The 15,934-nt window shown below is 68.6% G+C and carries 12 protein-coding genes; 3 read left to right on the forward strand and 9 right to left on the reverse strand.

The window, feature by feature from the left end; all coding sequences use genetic code 11:
• Positions 1-60: 60 nt before the first annotated feature.
• Complete coding sequence (locus HR086_RS05450; protein WP_174465050.1) at positions 61-273, reverse strand: hypothetical protein; 213 nt, start codon at positions 271-273, stop codon at positions 61-63.
• Positions 274-600: 327 nt separating this feature from the next.
• Between HR086_RS05450 and HR086_RS05455 the strand changes: the two genes are divergently transcribed.
• Complete coding sequence (locus HR086_RS05455; protein WP_174465051.1) at positions 601-1,452, forward strand: efflux RND transporter periplasmic adaptor subunit; 852 nt, start codon at positions 601-603, stop codon at positions 1,450-1,452.
• 9 nt (positions 1,453-1,461) lie between these two features.
• Here the strand turns inward: HR086_RS05455 and HR086_RS05460 are convergent, their stop codons facing one another.
• The 3 genes from HR086_RS05460 to HR086_RS05470 form a co-directional block, all read right to left on the reverse strand.
• Positions 1,462-3,693 carry a peptidase domain-containing ABC transporter gene (locus tag HR086_RS05460; protein ID WP_174465052.1) on the reverse strand — a complete coding sequence of 744 codons (2,232 nt, stop codon included), beginning with the start codon at positions 3,691-3,693 and terminating at the stop codon, positions 1,462-1,464.
• The gene (locus HR086_RS05465; protein WP_174465053.1) at positions 3,686-4,636 is read right to left on the reverse strand and encodes an efflux RND transporter periplasmic adaptor subunit; all 951 of its coding nucleotides are present in this window, start codon (positions 4,634-4,636) and stop codon (positions 3,686-3,688) included. Before HR086_RS05465 ends, HR086_RS05460 begins: the two co-directional genes overlap by 8 nt.
• Before the next feature lie 106 nt (positions 4,637-4,742).
• The gene (locus HR086_RS05470; protein WP_254626193.1) at positions 4,743-8,024 is read right to left on the reverse strand and encodes a lantibiotic dehydratase; all 3,282 of its coding nucleotides are present in this window, start codon (positions 8,022-8,024) and stop codon (positions 4,743-4,745) included.
• A 168-nt stretch (positions 8,025-8,192) separates the two neighbouring features.
• On the opposite strand from HR086_RS05470, the gene HR086_RS05475 reads away from it, so the two are divergent.
• On the forward strand, positions 8,193-8,381 hold the full coding sequence (locus HR086_RS05475) for a hypothetical protein (protein ID WP_174457842.1): 189 nt from the start codon (positions 8,193-8,195) through the stop codon (positions 8,379-8,381).
• Positions 8,382-8,616: 235 nt separating this feature from the next.
• On the opposite strand, the gene HR086_RS05480 is transcribed toward HR086_RS05475, so the two are convergent.
• From HR086_RS05480 to HR086_RS05490, 3 genes are all read right to left on the reverse strand, one after another.
• Entirely contained in the window at positions 8,617-9,180 is a 564-nt protein-coding gene (locus tag HR086_RS05480) for a peptidoglycan-binding protein (RefSeq protein WP_174457843.1), read from the reverse strand.
• Between the two features lie 560 nt (positions 9,181-9,740).
• Positions 9,741-10,319: a hypothetical protein gene (locus HR086_RS05485; RefSeq protein ID WP_174465054.1), complete on the reverse strand. Its 579-nt coding sequence runs from the start codon at positions 10,317-10,319 to the stop codon at positions 9,741-9,743.
• Positions 10,320-10,388: 69 nt separating this feature from the next.
• Entirely contained in the window at positions 10,389-10,823 is a 435-nt protein-coding gene (locus tag HR086_RS05490) for a hypothetical protein (RefSeq protein ID WP_141640780.1), read from the reverse strand.
• A 351-nt stretch (positions 10,824-11,174) separates the two neighbouring features.
• Between HR086_RS05490 and HR086_RS05495 the strand changes: the two genes are divergently transcribed.
• Positions 11,175-13,541 carry a hypothetical protein gene (locus HR086_RS05495; RefSeq protein WP_174465055.1) on the forward strand — a complete coding sequence of 789 codons (2,367 nt, stop codon included), beginning with the start codon at positions 11,175-11,177 and terminating at the stop codon, positions 13,539-13,541.
• 59 nt (positions 13,542-13,600) lie between these two features.
• On the opposite strand, the gene HR086_RS05500 is transcribed toward HR086_RS05495, so the two are convergent.
• Complete coding sequence (locus HR086_RS05500; RefSeq protein WP_174465056.1) at positions 13,601-14,929, reverse strand: carboxypeptidase-like regulatory domain-containing protein; 1,329 nt, start codon at positions 14,927-14,929, stop codon at positions 13,601-13,603.
• A gap of 479 nt (positions 14,930-15,408) precedes the next feature.
• On the reverse strand, positions 15,409-15,934 hold a 526-nt coding region (locus HR086_RS05505), incomplete at its 5' end, for an RICIN domain-containing protein (protein WP_174465057.1).

Below are 15,934 nucleotides of genomic sequence, written 5' to 3' on the forward strand. Positions count from 1 at the left end.
CAAACATCACCGTCGACACCGTCGCGCATCATCGAGTCGGGCGATGGTGCGATGCGCCTTTCAACGACGTCTCGACATCACCGCCAGGGTGATCAGCATCGCCACCAATCCCACGCCGATGCCCGCGATGCCACCCAGGGCGGTACAGAGGGAGTTGAGCCCGCCATGGTCGCCGGTCGACAGGCTGTCGAGGTACATGCCGAACACCAATGGAATCGCGAAGCCGAAAAACCCCATGAGGAGCGTCATCCCCGCGACGTAGAAGGTGCGCATGAGTGGAGACGCATGGGTGCCGTTGCCCATGGGCGGGAGCATCAGCAAGGAACGCGCCGCACGTCTCTCGCGGGGGGCATGGCCACCGTTGCGCAGACGCGGGCACGCGCCTGTGCAGCCTGCTGCGCACGGGCGAGAGGCCACCCCGTTCCTTCACCCTTGAGTGGGGCGAGGCCACCCTGATGAGGATGGGAGCCATTTCGGAGGCAGACGGTCCCGGTGTAACGTCGTGGTCAGCATGGACGTCCGAGTCACCTTCACCGAAGAGCCTGCCGCGTGACTCGCGAGGCTTCCGCAAGCACCTCGCGGCGTTCGAGTCGCTGGCTCGTGGTAGGGGCCGTCCTGCTCGGTGGCCCGCTGGCCCATGCGGAGCCACCCGCCGAGGGCGCCCCCGCATCGCGTCCCGCGTTCTCCTCGGACTCCCTCGTGGGCGTGGTGGTGGCCAGCTACACGCTGGACCTGACCTCGCAACAAGAGGGCCGGCTGCAGTTGCTCAAGGCGCGACTGGGTGAACGCGTCACCTCCGGGCAGGTCGTCGCGCAACTGGAGCTGGAGCCCCTCCAACTGGAGACCGCCGCGCGGCAGGCCCAGCTCCAGGCCACCCAGGCCGAGGTGAGCCGCACCGAGCTGCTGTTGCTGCAGGCACAGCAGCGGCTGAAGCGAGAGCAGAGCATCCGCCAGTTCACCGCCGCCGAAGCCGTGGAGACCGCGGAGACCGAAGTGGCCCTGGCGAAGGTGAACGTGGAGCTGGCGCAGGCGCGCGGCGCGGAAGCCAAGGCCCTGCTCGACTCCGCGAGCCGCAATCTGGAGACAGCCCGGATTCGCGCGCCCTTCGCGGGTCGCATCACCGAGCTGTATCAAGTGCCCGGGGGCCTCGTGGGCCGCGCGACGCCCATCCTCCGGCTCGTCAGCGAGGAGCTGAAGTTGCGCTTCGCTGTCCCGGAACACATCGCGCCCACGGTGCGCGCGGGCACGCTCATCCAGGTGCGCCTGCCCGCCCTGAGGGTGACGCTGAAAGCGCAGGTAGAAAGCCTCGCGCCCGAGGTGGACCCGTCCTCGCGGCACCAGAAGGCCGAGGCCCGGCTGCTCATCGACGGCGCGATGCGCGAGCAGCTCGCCACGGGCCTGCTGGCCGAGGTGGAGCTGGCCCCTCCACCGGTCTCCAAGCGCGCGCCCTGAGGGCGTCCGTCAGCCCACGAGCTTCTGCTGCGCGGCGCGGTCCTGCTGCGCGACCAGCTCATGGTAGTGCCCGCGCTGGGCCATCAGCTCGTCATGTGTCCCCTGCTCCACCAGCCGGCCCTGCTCCATGACGAGGATGAGGTCCGCTTCCCGGATGGTGCTCAGCCGGTGGGCAATGACGACGCGCGTGCAGTTCAGCTCCGCGATGGCGTCCTGGACCGCCCGCTCCGTCTTCGTGTCCAGCGCGTTGGTGGCCTCGTCCAGGAGGAGGATGGCCGGGCCATGCACCAGGGAACGTGCCAGCGCGAGCCGCTGTCGCTGCCCACCGGAGAGCGATTGCCCCATGTCACTGAGGACCGTCTCGTACTTCATGGGCATGGCCATGACCTCGTCGTGAATCTGCGCACGACGGGCCGCCTCGAGCACCTTCTCCAGGGGCAACGTGGGGTCGGAGTAGGCGATGTTCTTCCGGATGTCGCCCTGGAAGAGCGCGGGGTTCTGGAGCACCGCGCCCATCTGCCGCCGCACGGCCCTCAGGTCCAACTCCCGCAGGGAGATGCCGTCGTAACGGATGTCACCTTGCGTCGGCAGGTACAGCCCGAGCAACAGGTTGGCCAGCGTGGACTTGCCCGCGCCCGAGCGGCCCACGATTGCCACGAATTGGCCGGGCCGGATGTCCACGCTGACGTCCTGGAGCACCGGCGTGGAGCGACTGCCGTACTGGAAGGACACGTGAGACACCTGGATGCCACCCCGCAGCGTGTGCGAGCGGCGAGGCGTGTCGTCGGTCTGCTCGGGGCGGGCCTGGAGGATGTCGTCCACCCGGTCCAGATAGCTGCCCACCAACTGCAACTGGAACGCGGTGGCCACCAGGCTGGAGATGGGCGTCAGGAAGTTCCCCGCCAGGGCATTGATGGCCAGCATCTCTCCCAGCGAGAGCTGCCGCTGGTCCAGCACCAGCCACGTGCCCACGGCCAGCGTCGCCAGCGGTGAGGCCATGCGCAGCGTGGACGTGAGCGAATCGGTCAGCGCGGACAGCCGCCCCCGGTCCAACGAGACGTTGAGCACGTCGACGTAGAGGTTGGACCAGTGCTGCACGGCCCGGTCCTCCAGGCCCATGGCCTTGAGCGTCTGCATCCCGTTGAACAGCTCCACCTCGTAGTTCTGCGAGCTGGCGTTCACCTCGAGGCTGCGCGACATCAGCTCGCGCTGGCGCTTTCGCGCGAAGAGGAAGACGAGCACCTGCAATAGCGCCAGTCCCAGCACGAGCAAGGCGAGCTGCCAGCTGCCGAAGAACAGCAGCACCAGGTAGACGACGACGAGCGAGCCATCCAGCACCGCGGACAGCGCCCCCGACGTGAGCAGCTCACGCACCGTGGCGTTGCTGTTCAGCCGGCTCATCAGGTCGCCAGTCGAGCGCAGTTGCAGGAAGGAGAACGGCAGCCGCACCAGGTGGTCCAGGAAGCCCACCGTCATCCGTGCATCCAGATACGTGCGCAGGTGCAACAAGAGGTGCGCGCGCACGAGCGAGGAGACGAACTGGAAGACAACCAGCAGCCCCATGCCCCCGGCGAGGATGGCCAGGAGCGTGGTGTCTCCGCTGGGGACCACCCGGTCCACCACCGCGCCGGTGAGCGAGGGCAGCGCGAGCGCGAACAACTGCAAGAGCACCGACATCACCACCACCCGCCGGAGCGTGGTGCCGCGCTCGGTGAGCAGCCGCAGGTAGCGGCGAGGGCCGGGCGCCGTGCCCCCCGTCTCGAAGGTCTCCGACGGCTCGAAGAGCAGCGCGATGCCCGTGAAAGACTTGCGGAACTGCTCCATCGGAACGACGCGGCGGCCGAAGCCGGGGTCCACCAACTCCACGCCCTTGGAGGTCAGCCGCTCGAAGACGACAAAGTGGCGGAACTCCCAGTGGAGGATGGTGGCGGGCTCCAGCAGATGCAGCTCGTCGATGTCCACCCGCGCGGCCCGGCCCACCAGCCCGAAGCGCTGGCCGGCTTCGAGCAGGGCCAGCGCGCTGACGCCTCGCAGCGACAGGCCCGTGGCGGTGTGGACCTCGTCCAGGTCGATGCGTCGACCCCAGTAGCCCAGCACCATGGCCAGACTCGCGGCGCCGCAATCCGTGGCCGTCAGCTGCGCCACGAAGGGGACACGCTTGCGCCGCAGGTGCTCGCCAATGCGGCCCAGCGCGGGGAAGCGGTCGAAGAGAGAGCCTGCCTTGTCGTCTTCTTCAGCCACGCGGTCTTCCGAGGAGCTCGAGCACGGGCAGCAGCGTCAGCCAGCCGTTGCGCGCACGCACGCGCACCCAGGCCACGCCGGGCATGCCGGTGTAATACGAGTAGCTGCGTCCATCGACGTCGAACGTCGCACCCGGCAGCCGGCCCTCCACCGCCACATGCGGGCCTTGCAGCGACAGCGCGTCTCCCAGGCCAGGCCCCAGGTAGCGCCGCACCTCGGCGGGCCCCACCAGCTCGTCGCTGACGGACGTCACCTGGAAGTACTGGTACACGTACGGAAAGCCAGACACCTCCATGCGAATCTGCTGACCGGGCTCCAGCATCGGCCGGTACTGCCCCGGCACGAGCGCGAGCGCGAAGGCCTCCGAGCCGTCCTGGAGGATGGAGGCCACCGCCTGCCCCGCGCTCAGGTACTGGTTCTCCCGCACGCGGACGTCGTAGATGCGACCGCTGACGGAGGCCCGGAGCACGCGCTCCGACAGCCGCGCCTCGCTCGAGTCCACCTGGCTGCGCAGTGCGGAGAGGGCCTGGCGCGAGCTGGCGTCGAGCGGGTTCATCAGGCCCGCGGCCAGCTGCGAGCGGAACTCCTGCGTCATGCGGCTTCGCTCGGCCTCTTCCAGGGGCGAGTGCAGCTCCACCAGCGGCTGGCCCACCTGGACGTACTGCCCGCGCTTCACCAGCACCTTGCTGACCCGCCCCGCGGACGTGACAGTCAAATCCTCCAGGCCCCGGACCTGGATGAGCACGGGCCCCGTCGCGTAGTCGTTGATCTCCACGACGGAGAGGCCCACGCCGAGGATGAGCGCCAGCACCAGGATGAGCCAGTACGTGACGCGCGCCCAGAACGGGTCGACCCGGAGCAGGGTTCCCCGAACCTCGGGGCGTGCGTAGTGGTCGAGCGCTTCCTGTCGGAAGAGGGACGACTGATGCGGTTGCTCACTCATGGATGCAGCCTCGGGCCGACGGCTCGGGACGATAGCGAATGCGCCGGAGCCGACCAACAGGGACGACTGCTTGTTGGCTCACCATCCCGGCCGTGCGCGAGCAGCCTCATGCGATCCCCTTGAGCGGCCTCGCCAGCCGCGAGCGATAGAGCCGGGCCAGGAAGTCGTAGAGGATGAGTTCCTGGGCTCGCTGGTCGCTCGCCAGCAGTCTGTTGACGTGCATGTGCAGGAAGCTCTCGGCCAGTCCCGCCACGGGAAGCGTGAGCTGGCCTTCGCGCTCGGCCGCGTGGAGTTGCTCCGCGAGGGGCCTCAGCAGGGCTCCGCGCCGCGCCAGGATGTCGAGCCCCGCCTTCCACGGGCCCTCGTCCTCCGGAGACGCGTCGAGCATCCGCTCCAGCTCCCGACGCTCCTGTCGGAAGCGCTGGCTGAGCTGGTCCTCGAAGCGCGCGTTGACGCGGAACTCCGCGCCGAACCCCTTGCGGCAGCGACTCGCCACGGCCAGCTTCTGCTCCAGCGACAGGCCAAGCCCTTCCAGCAGCCTGTCCATGCCCAGCAGCGCCAGTCGCCAGCGCAGGCTGGCCCCCTCGTCTCCAGGGTGGGTTTCCAGCAGGGACAACACGGCCTCGCTGTCCGCCGCGAAGAGTTGCTCGGACAGCGAGATTCCCGTGGGGCCACCGTAGCGCTCCACCTCGCGCTCGTATGTGTCGAGCTGGAGCTTCCAGCCTTCGCCCGAGGCCAGCACGTTCGCACACGCCGACTGCAACACGGGCAGCGCCTCCGCGTAGAGCCGCTGCGGAGCGCCATGCAGCCGCAGGCGCAGGTGCCAGTCCGGGTCGCCGTAGCGCAGGAAGAACCAGTGGGAGACAGCGCCCGTCTCGGTGAGCTTCCGGAGAACCGGCGCGAGCGTCAGCGTGAGCAACCGGTCCGCGGTGGCCGTGCCGGTGTAGAGCTTCGCGTAGAGCCATTCGGAGCCGGGCGGAAAGGTGCGTGGCACGGACGCGGTGGCGACGGCGGGCGCGTGGGGCGTTCGAACCAGGGGCTCGCGTCGACGGAACGGGAGCACCACCTCGTGCATGTAGCGTCCGTCCGGTCCGGTGACACAGAGCCCGTCGGGCGTGGGGAACAACTCCTCCAGCGTCACGCCCGAGGGACGATTGCGCGCGAGCTGGACGAACGTGTCCACGCTCAGCACGTTGTCCAGGTCGATGGGGAGCTGGTTGTCGCCATCCTGGAGACAGACCCAGCGCGGCAGTCGGGCCTGCTTCCGGAAGCGCTGGAGTGCCTGGTAGCGCGCGGTGCCCTGCGCCGTGCCCCAGGCCTTGAGTACGTCGGCATTCACCCGCCAGCGCGCGAGCGCCAGCACCACGCGGCCATACGTGACGCGGGGGAGGAACGGAGCCTGCGCCAGCGGCCCCCAGGAGAACGCGAGGCTCTGGACACCCTGCTGCTGGAGCTGCCCCAGGAAGCGATACGCCCCGAGCCCCAGGGAGAAGTAGTTGTGGGCATGGGTCATCCGGGGAATGACTTCCCGCCCCAGCTTGCGGGAGCGGAGCACCAGTCGGCCCTGCTCGACGGAGAGCCACAGGTCCGACAGCTCGAGCCGATGCTCCGGGGGCACACCGGACTGTCCCAGGAAGACGAGGTCATGCTCGCGCAGCGCGGGGCGGCAGATGACATTGCCCATGCGGCCCTGCGGCAGATGCACCACTTCCGCGAAGACGGCCTCGGGCCTCAGTGCCTCCTCGGCGCGCAGGTACTCACGCGTCGCCGTCTCCAGCGCCGGGTCCGCGTGGCAGAACCGCCCGACCATCACCGCGCCCGAGGGACCGGAGAGACTCTCCAGGACGAGCTGGTAGTCCCCGTTGTCCACCTGCTCGGTGCTGGCACCCACCACCGTCGCGACGATGGAGAAGGCCTCCGGCAGCGGCGGCACGTCCCTGGACTCCAGGGCGCGGAGGTCGTCCTCGGTGAGGACCAGCTCCTGGGATTGCTCACGCCAACAGGACTCCAGCCGGGTCAACAGGTGGCGCCAGCGCGCACCGCCAGGAAAGCGCCCGTCGCCATCCTGGAGCGGGAAGGCGAAGCCCTGGAGCAGCGGGCCGGTGCCACTGCTCGTGCCGCCGTCCGCCGCGAAGCCGATGCCGGTCTCCTCGTCGAGTGCCTCCAGCAGCGGCACGGCGCGCGTCTCGTACCGCGCCACGAAGCGTTGCTGGAAGCTCGTTAGGGGCGTGGCCACGCCGCTGTTCACGGAGATGCGGTGGAGCGCCTCGATGGCACCCTGGCACGCCTCCACCACGCGAGGAGAGAGCGTGGCCTCCTCGGCGGGACGGAGCATGTCCACCTGGAAGAGGCGCGGCAGCTCCGCGGGCACGGGCAGTCCTTCGAGCATGCGGGCCACGTCGCGGTAGGCCTCGACGGGAACACCGGGACGCGCGGCATCGATGCGGCTCAGTGCCTCGTGCGCGGCGGCCAGCTTCGTGCGCGTGGGCGTCAGCGCGGACAAGCCCTCGGATGCCTCCAGCAGCGCGGGGATGGGCTCCGGCCCGGTGAGCGGCGGAGCCCAGGTGGGGACGAGTACCTGGGACTCGATGAGCTCCACGATGAAGGCACGGGCGTCTTCCAGTCCGACGTCGGCGTCATCCCGGGTGAGCGCTTCCGCGAGCACTTCCAGGGACGCGCCGCCACGGGCTCGCGCCAGCGTGGAGTCCAGGTACGACGAGGGCTCCACCGCCACCAGATGGTAGGTGCGCTCGCGTCCGGTGTGCCGCATCTCCATGTAACGCAGCCGCCCCGCGGCCAGGTACAGGCTGGAGTTGGGGACGTACGAGAGCTGGTCTCGGACTCCAGGCTCCTGCCGCACCTTCTCCACGAGCGCGCAGACGTAGTCCATGTCCAGGCGGGTGTGGCGACGCAGGTCCTCGCGCGGCGAGAGGCGCAGCCGTGTCGCTGTTCCCGGCCGCCCCATGGAGAGCCCCGCGAACAAACCAAAGGGCGTGCTGCGCCCGGCCATTCGCGCGAAGTACCGCACGAGAGTCCGCTCGACCTTCTTGCCCTGCTCGGAGTCGGCGTTCTCCCGCCAGTAGTGCAGGCTCTCCACCAGCGCGGGAGAGGCGATGAAGAGCGACTCCTGGATGAGCGGGTCATCCACCCACTGGCGCAGCCGTGCACGCAGTCGCGATGTGTCTCGCTGGAGCGCCGCTTCGAGCGCGTCTGGCGCGGCCTCCGGCCCCTCCAGTCCCTCGCTCCACGACGTGAGCGCGTCAAAGGGCAGCAACGGGGTGCGCAGGACGAAGAAGTCCGCGGCGACGAAGGGGGGCGCGCGACCAGAGCGCGTACGCCCCGCTGGGTTCTCACGCGCGTCAGGCGAGGGGGAAGATGGGGGAGGCATGTGAACGGCGGCTGTCGTGTCGGAGAAGAACCCTCGGATTCCCTTATACAGCAACGATGCAGTTATTTCTTGAGGCTGTTGTTTTGCGTGACTTAGGCTTGGATGTCCCGTGCGACCCGTGGGGCGTGCGGTGTGCGACCACTCATCCCGGACCAGGAGCGCCCAGCCATGAGCACCCGACCCTCGAAGAAGCCCACCCTCAAGAAGGAGACGCTGCGCACGCTCGAATCGGCGGAGCTCCCGCGGCTGGATGGCGCGGTGGGCGGCGCGACGCCCGCCCTCGAAATCATCGACATCGACAACAGCCCCTCGAAGACGGTGCAGCCCACCGTGGGGACGCGCACCCGCACGCTGTGAGTCATTGAATCCGACGCCAACGCCGCTTCGTTACCGGTGTTGTCGTTGGAGACAGCGGATACATTCGCGCAAGCCATTGGACGGCGAGCCGCGAAGGTATTCCGGCGGGCAGCTCTCGGGCTGCCCGCTGTGATGACAGTGCAAGGACTGACCTGTCATCCCGCACAACCGCGCCCCGGGGAGATTGGCATCCAGGGCCATCTCAACATCCTTGAGCGCGGCAGCTTGAGTGGAACTACCTCTGAATGTGGAGGTGGGGACCGCCCCAGACCGCCTGTCCCCTCGGGCGTGTCCGTTCGTCGCGCACGGTGTAGCCCTGCGCCCGGGCATCGGCCATGAAGGCTTCGAGGCGCGCCGCCGGGACGCCGCGGGTGCGCACGTCGATGGCCCGCCCCTGGTAGTGCATCGAACCGGGGTTGTGCCTTCCTCCCGTGGTCGAGGTGACGGTGAGGCCGTGCCGTTCCGCGAGCCGAGCCATCCCCTCGAACGCCCGTCCAGTCGTCGGCTGGGTGGTCGTGGCGCGGGTCGTCTTCGGCGAGAAGCTTGAAAGGCCGTTGAGGGCCTCGAAGGTTCGCCGCCCCACCACGCCGTCCACCTTGAGCCCCATCGAGCGCTGGAAGTCGCGAACGGCCTTCTCCGTGGCGCGGCCGAGCTTCCCGTCTGTCTTTCCGGGATTGAATCCCGCGGAGCGCAACCGGTCCTGCAAGGCCCCCACGGTTTCGTTCGACGCGCCCTTGCGGAGCGACCCACTCGTATAGCCGAGCACGCTCGACCGGTCCGCCGCTCGGGCCGAAGCCATCGAGCCTGACCGTGAGAAGCTGCTCTCGGCGGAGTATCCCTTCACGCTCGCCCGGTCCGCCGCTCGAGCCGAAGCCATCGAACCCGACTTCGAGTTCGGGGAACGACTCTCGGCGGAATATCCGCTCACGCTCGCCCGGTCCGCCGCGCGAGCCGAAGCCATCGAACCTGACTTCGAGTTCGAGGCGCGGCTGTCGCCGGAATACCCACTCACGCTCGCCCGGTCCGCCGCGCGCCCGGCGGCCATGCTTCCCGAGCTGCTCCGAGATGAACCCGTTCCACTCACGGACATGAAGTACCCCAATGCGGGAGGAGGTCAGCGGGGAGGCATGCCACCTGCTGTCTCTCTATTCTCCGACTCCCGATGACGAAGTTGCCGCCGAATCGGACTTGCCTCGTTGCGCCTGGAAGTGGCGTCTGTCCACTGCCTCGGCGACCAAAGCCATCCCAAAACATCTGACTTCTCGTGAACGCGAGCCCACGAAAAAGCCCCGGGTCCCATGCCGTGAGCATGGAACACCGGGGCGGTGACACGGGAGCCTCAAAGGCTCCCAGCGAGGACTACTGACCGCCGCGCAGCAGCTGCGACTGCGCGAAGGCGGCGAGCTGCTGGGCGTTGAACTTGCCCTGCGCGATGTCGCCCACGGCGGTGGCCGCATTGCGGACCGTCTCCACGGTGTCCGCCAGCTTGCCCACGTTCTGCGCCTGGCCGATCATGCTGCTCACGCCCGCCAGCGGGCCACCGGCCACCATGGACAGCCCGTTGTCGATGAACTTGTCGGCGAACGGCTTCGCCAGCTGGCCAATGCCGAACGGCAGGGAGTCCAGCGCCTTGCCGACGATGTCCTTGAGAGGACCGGTGATGGCGCTGAGGCCCTTCTCGAGCAGACCGGAAATCTTGCCGAGCGCCTCGGAGACCTTGCCGACGGCGTCGCTGAGCCCCTTGGCCAACCCGCCCAGGCTACTGGCCAGTCCACCCAGCCCCCCCAATGCCTTGCCGAGCCCACCCAGTGCGTTGCTGATGCTGTTCGCGGCCTTGCTCGCCGCGTCGGCGGCCTTGCTCGCCGCGTTGCTCGCGGAGTTGCTCGCGCTGTTCGCACCGCTGCTACCACCCGCGCCACTGGAGCCGCCGACGGACATGGGATTTCCTCGTGAAATGTAGGTTTGCCTGATTATCGGGGACTACCCGGCGGAGTTGCGTCCGGCCCCTCAAAGGCGATCAGGCCCCCGGGGCAGGTTCTTGAGGAGGGCCTGGCTGGTGGCCTCGTCGACCTCGACCCGCGTCTGGTTCTCGTCGCCCCGCAGGGAGGGCTTGTTCTGGGAGGCGGCCTGGGTCGCCTCGAAGCCCGTGGAGTAGGAGGCCGGTGGGCCCAGGCCCAGCTCCCCTCGCGCCGCGCTCTTGAAGAACTCCCCCACCTCCTGGATGGAGGGTGGATCATACCCGGCGGCCCGCAGCGCCTCGTCCGGGACGACCTGCAGCACCGGCTCCTTCTCCGGGTGCTGGGCATAGTCGAGCACCAGCTCCACGTAGGCGGCCAGCTCCATGCCCACCGACTTGGCGATGCGCTGGGTGTCTGGGTCCGCGAGCAGCTCGGCGCGGACATTCTCCACGGGACGCGTGAGGCGGGGCTTCTGCTCGGACATGTCGGACCGGCTCCCTGAGCGGTGAAGTGCGGCCCTGGAGGTTAACCGGACCTGGAAGCAGGCTCCAATCTCTCGACAATTCCAGGGCTTACGCACCCTGGCCCCGGCCCCCGGCGCAATGCGTCTCATGAAAAGAAGCCCCGGCGTCTGCCCTGTCTCCGAGACGACAAAGAATGGCGTCTGCCATCCGCCGCCGCGCCAGGAGTGTCCGCAGGCCAACACTCCTCACGCCCTCCGGGGCACACCCTCAGTGAAGTGTAAAATATAAGGAACTCGGGGATTTCTGGCGCCCTCCCGGGCCTCCGTCATCCCCCGTTCCAGACAGTCATTCACTGCCGAGGGAGCCATTCCATGCACCATGTCTTGAAGTCCGCTGTCTGCCTTACCGCCCTGCTGGCGGCGCCCGCGTGGGCGTTCAAGCCAGAAGCGCCTTCCGCGCCGGGTTCGCTGGCGAGCCAGGCCTTCTTCAAGCCCGAGCTCACCATCCCCAGCGGACAGGTGCCGCTCGAGGAGGCGCTGCCGAAGCTGAGCCGCTCGGGCGCCAGCGCGTGGGATGACTTCTTCGCGCGCAACGGCCGCGGCTTCCAGGTCTACGTCGATGCCCAGACGGGCACGGCCGCGAACCTCATGGGCTCGGTCCCCCTCATCCCGGGCACCGGTGCGGGCAACAAGCTCACGCTGGACTCCGTCCGCAACCAGCTGGGTCGAGCCGTCGCGCGGGTGGACGCGGCCGTCGTCGGGGACCTGGTCCTCCAGTTCATCGAGGCCAACCAGGCCGCCATCGGCGTGGACGTGCTCCAGTTGGGAGAGCCCCGCGTCGAGCAGATCGCCGAGCACCTGTGGCAGGTCTCCATCCCCCAGCAGCTCAAGGGCATCCCGGTCCGCTACGGACGCATGGCGGCCACCATCAGCCACGGCAACCTGGTGCTGCTGGGCACCGAGTCCTGGGCCAACGTGGACATCTCTCCCCTGCCCCTGCTGGCCGCGGACCAGGCCATGGTCGCGGGCTACGAGCGCTTCGGCCTCTATGAGAGCCCCTCCACGCTCTGGAAGGCCCCCACGCTGGAAATCGTCCCCGTGGCCCGCCAGGGCGCGGGCTTCGGCGCGGCCTACGGACACCAGCTCGTGTGGAGCTACGGCTTCCAGCAGCCCGGTGAGCACGAGCGCTGGAAGGTCACGGTGGATGCCACCCGCGGCGAGGTGCTGTCGCTCGAGGACGACAACCACTACTTCGACCAGACCATCAAGGGCGGCGCCTATCTGTTGACCAACACGGACACCTGCACCGCGACGGCGACGTGCGGGGTGAGCTTCGCCAACACGCCCATGCCGTGGGCCGACACCGGCTTCCCGGGGCCGGACGACTACACGGACAGCGCGGGCGTCTTCAACTACACGACGGGCACCACCACCACGACCCTCAACGGCAAGTACATCCGCATCCAGGACAACTGCGGCCCCGTCACCGCCTCCGCCCCGGGCACCATCGACCTGGGCGGCGTCACCGGGCAGCACGACTGCACCACGCCGGGCTTCTCCGCTGGCAACACCTCCGCGTCGCGCAGCTCCTTCTACGAGCTGAACCGGATTGCCCAGATTGCCCGAGGCTGGCTGCCCACCAACGTGTGGCTCAACGGCCAGCTCACCTCCAACATGAACATCGTCAGCACCTGCAACGCGTTCTGGACGGGGTCCACGGTCAACTTCTTCCGCAGCGGCGGCGGGTGCCGGAACACGGGCGAAATCGCCGCCGTGTTCGACCACGAGTGGGGCCATGGCATGGACGACAACGACGTCGCCGGCACGCTGAGCAACTCCAGCGAGGCCTACGCGGACATCGCGGCCATCTACCGCCTGCCGACCTCGTGCGTGGGCCACGGCTTCTTCCAGACCGTCGACCAGGGCTGCGGCATGACGCCGGACGGCACGGGCTACAACGTGAACGAGGCGCAGACGGGAGCGCCCTGGTGCGCCAGCCGCTGCTCGGGCGTGCGTGACGCGGACTGGGCGGCCCAGGTGCCCAACACGCCCGCCACGCCGCAGAACTTCGTCTGTGGTCGGTGCGGCGGCGGCGGTGGCCCCTGCGGCAGGCAGGTCCACTGCGCGGCCTCTCCCGTCCGTCAGGCGGCGTGGGACCTCGTCGCCCGCGACTTGCGCGCGGCCCCCTTCAGCTACGATGCGAACACGGCCAACACCATGGGCAACAAGCTGTTCTACCAGGGCAGCGGCAACATCGGCATCTGGCACGCCTGTGACTGTACGCTCGGCACGTCCAGCGGCTGTGGCGCCACCAACGGCTACATGCAGTGGCTGGCGGCGGACGATGACAACGGCAACCTCATCGACGGCACGCCGCACATGACGGCCATCTATGCCGCCTTCGCTCGCCACAACATCGCCTGCTCCTCGCCGGCCCGCATCAACGCGGGTTGCGCGGGTGGACCCACGGCGGCGCCCGCGCTCACCGTGACGCCGGGCGTTGGCCAGGCGAACCTGTCCTGGAGCGCGGTGGCCGGAGCCACCGAGTACTGGGTGATGAAGTCGGACGGCTTCGCCGCGTGCAACTACGGCAAGGCGAAGGTCGCCACCGTCACTGGCACCACGTACACGGACACGGAGGTGATGGCGGGACGCTCGCACTGCTACTCCATCGTCCCGGCCAGCAGCAACGCCTGCTACGCGCCCGCGAGCACCTGCACCTGCACCACGCCGACCTGATTCATCCGGTGAGTCCCGGCGCGGCCCACTCAAGGCCGCGCCGGGGTTTCAGGCCCGGCCTACGGGTTGTAGACGAACGTCACCGTGGAGTTGCACGGCTGGGTGTTGTTCACGATGTCCGCCAGGGTGATGTCGCCGAAGGGGCTGACAGTCGACTTGGGGAAGCCCGTGCCGCCCCAGGGCGCGCCCGAGTTGAACTGGGTGAAGCCGCCCGTCGGCGTGTAGATGGGATAGGTGGACGGGTCCGTCGGGTTGGGGTTGGAGAAGATGGTCATGTTGGCGGCACAGTCCGCGGGCGCACCGAGCGGGAACTCGACGCCGACTTCCTGGTCCACGTTCGGACGGTTGTTGTAGAGGACGACGAACGGGATGGCCGGCGTCACCGTGTCCGTGAAGGGGACGAAGGTGTTGCCCGCGTTCTGCATCGCGAGGTTGAGCTTGATGTCGTAGCAGTACGCGGGGAAGCCCACGAACTCGACGATGGTGCAGGCGGGGTTGGTGAACTCCAGGTCGATGTTCCAGGTGCCGAGGCCGCCGTTGGAGGGGACGACCGAGCTGGGCGTGGACGCCGGCCCGCCGATGAGCGTGAAGGTGCTGCCAGCGCTGTTCGGGCGGAAGTTGGCGCGCTGCTCCACCCAGCGGTTGATGGTCGCATCGAAGCGCCACCCAGCCGCGCGGCAGGTGCCATTGAGCACACAGGGAGGCATGCGGCCTCCGGCGGCCTGCGGAACGCGGAGGGTGACCTCGGCGGTCCGGTCCTTGCCGAGGTTCACCGGCTGGCCGTCGAGCGTCGTCGCGCCGATGAAGAAGGCGCCCACGGACTCGAGCGCGACCTGCCTGCCGCCCTGGTTCACCGCCGTGAAGTCACCCGGCATGCCGCGCGGACCGTAGGTGGCGGCGGAGACGAGCACCGTGCCCGTCACCGGCTGGCCCGCGGCGTTGAACAGGGAGCCCGCGGGGATGACCACGGACAGGTCACCGGCCTCGATGGTGATGGCCTGCGTCGCGCTGAACTGCCGGATGGGCGCGCGCGGCAGGACGTGGGTGTTGTTGAGCAGGCCCGCGCTCAGGTAGTCGGTCATCGGCGCGAAGCCCGACTTGCTCACGCTGATGATGTAGCCCGTCGTGCTGTTGACGGACACGAAGTACTTGCCGGCCGTGTCGGTGGTCCGGTTGATGCCGTTGATGACCACCGTGGCGCCGGCAATCGGCTGACCGCTGGGGTCGAGCACGGTGCCGGTGAAGGTCGCCAGGCCCTGCGACACCGTCCCCTCGAGGACCTCCTCGGGAGCCGTCTCCGTGGGACCTACCGCGGGACCGTCGAGGCACCCGAACGAAAGCACCGCGGGAGCCAGGACTGAGAGACACCACTTCTTCATCGTCGTCATGACAGGTTCTCCTCGGCTGCGTTTGCTGCGGCCAGCGCCAGGACTGGCGCCGACCGGCACGGCGAGGACACGGTAGTGAAACCGTGAAGAACCACACACTGCGGGTATGCCCAAAAGGACAAGCAAGTGTCGGGTGGCTGACGGTGCATCGTGGATTGCCCGTACAACCGAGACTTGATGGCGCAGGGCGGCAATGCGGAAGAGCAGGTCATCGCCCCATGCGAACCGTCATCCGCGACCTCGCGTGACGCCACCCAAAAACGGAAACGGGCCGGAGAGCGGGCACCTTCGCCGGGCGCACCATCGTTTTCGAGGGCGCCATCGGCATCCGAGTACCCGGAGATGGCTCCGTGTACATCATCGATTCGTCGCGCGGCCTGCTCATCCTGAACGAGCTCTAGCCAGACATCCGGGGAGGCGCGGCCAGGAATGGCCCCGTGCAGGCGGAGAGCGAAGGCGGGCAGCAAGCCGCCCCTCGCTCACGGCTCATCCTCGACAGGGCGCTCGGGGGTCAGCTTCCACAGCTGCCCCGAGTCATTGCAGCTTGTCTTGGCGAGGATGGGGATGTTGTTGGCCCTGCTGTCATTGACGATGTCGAGCGACAGCGCGTCGCCCTGCGCCTGGGTCGTCAGCCTGTAGATGCCGTTGGGCTCCGGAGTCAGCTTCCATCGCTGCTCCGGAACAGCCGCCGATTTGACGAGGAGGGGGCGATTGCCGGCGGTGTTGGCCAGGGACAGGCTGGTCCCACGCCACTGGGTCGTCAGTCGGTAGAAGCCGTTGGCCTCCGGAGTCAGTTTCCACAGCTGCCCCGTGTATCTGGCCGTCGTGGCGAGGATGGGGGTGTTGTTGGCCTTGCCGTCCCCGATGATGTCCAGCGACATGCCATCGCCCTGCCACAGGGTCGTCAACCGGTAGTAGCAGCGGGCATCGACGGGGGCGGACACCGGCGGAGGAGTGGAGGTCGTGGGCGGGGTGGGTGCCGTGGTCGTGGGCAGTTGCCACACC

Origin of the sequence: Myxococcus sp. CA039A, from assembly GCF_013336645.1 — a bacterium.
In the GTDB taxonomy this organism is placed as follows: Bacteria; Myxococcota; Myxococcia; order Myxococcales; family Myxococcaceae; genus Myxococcus; species Myxococcus llanfairpwllgwyngyllgogerychwyrndrobwllllantysiliogogogochensis.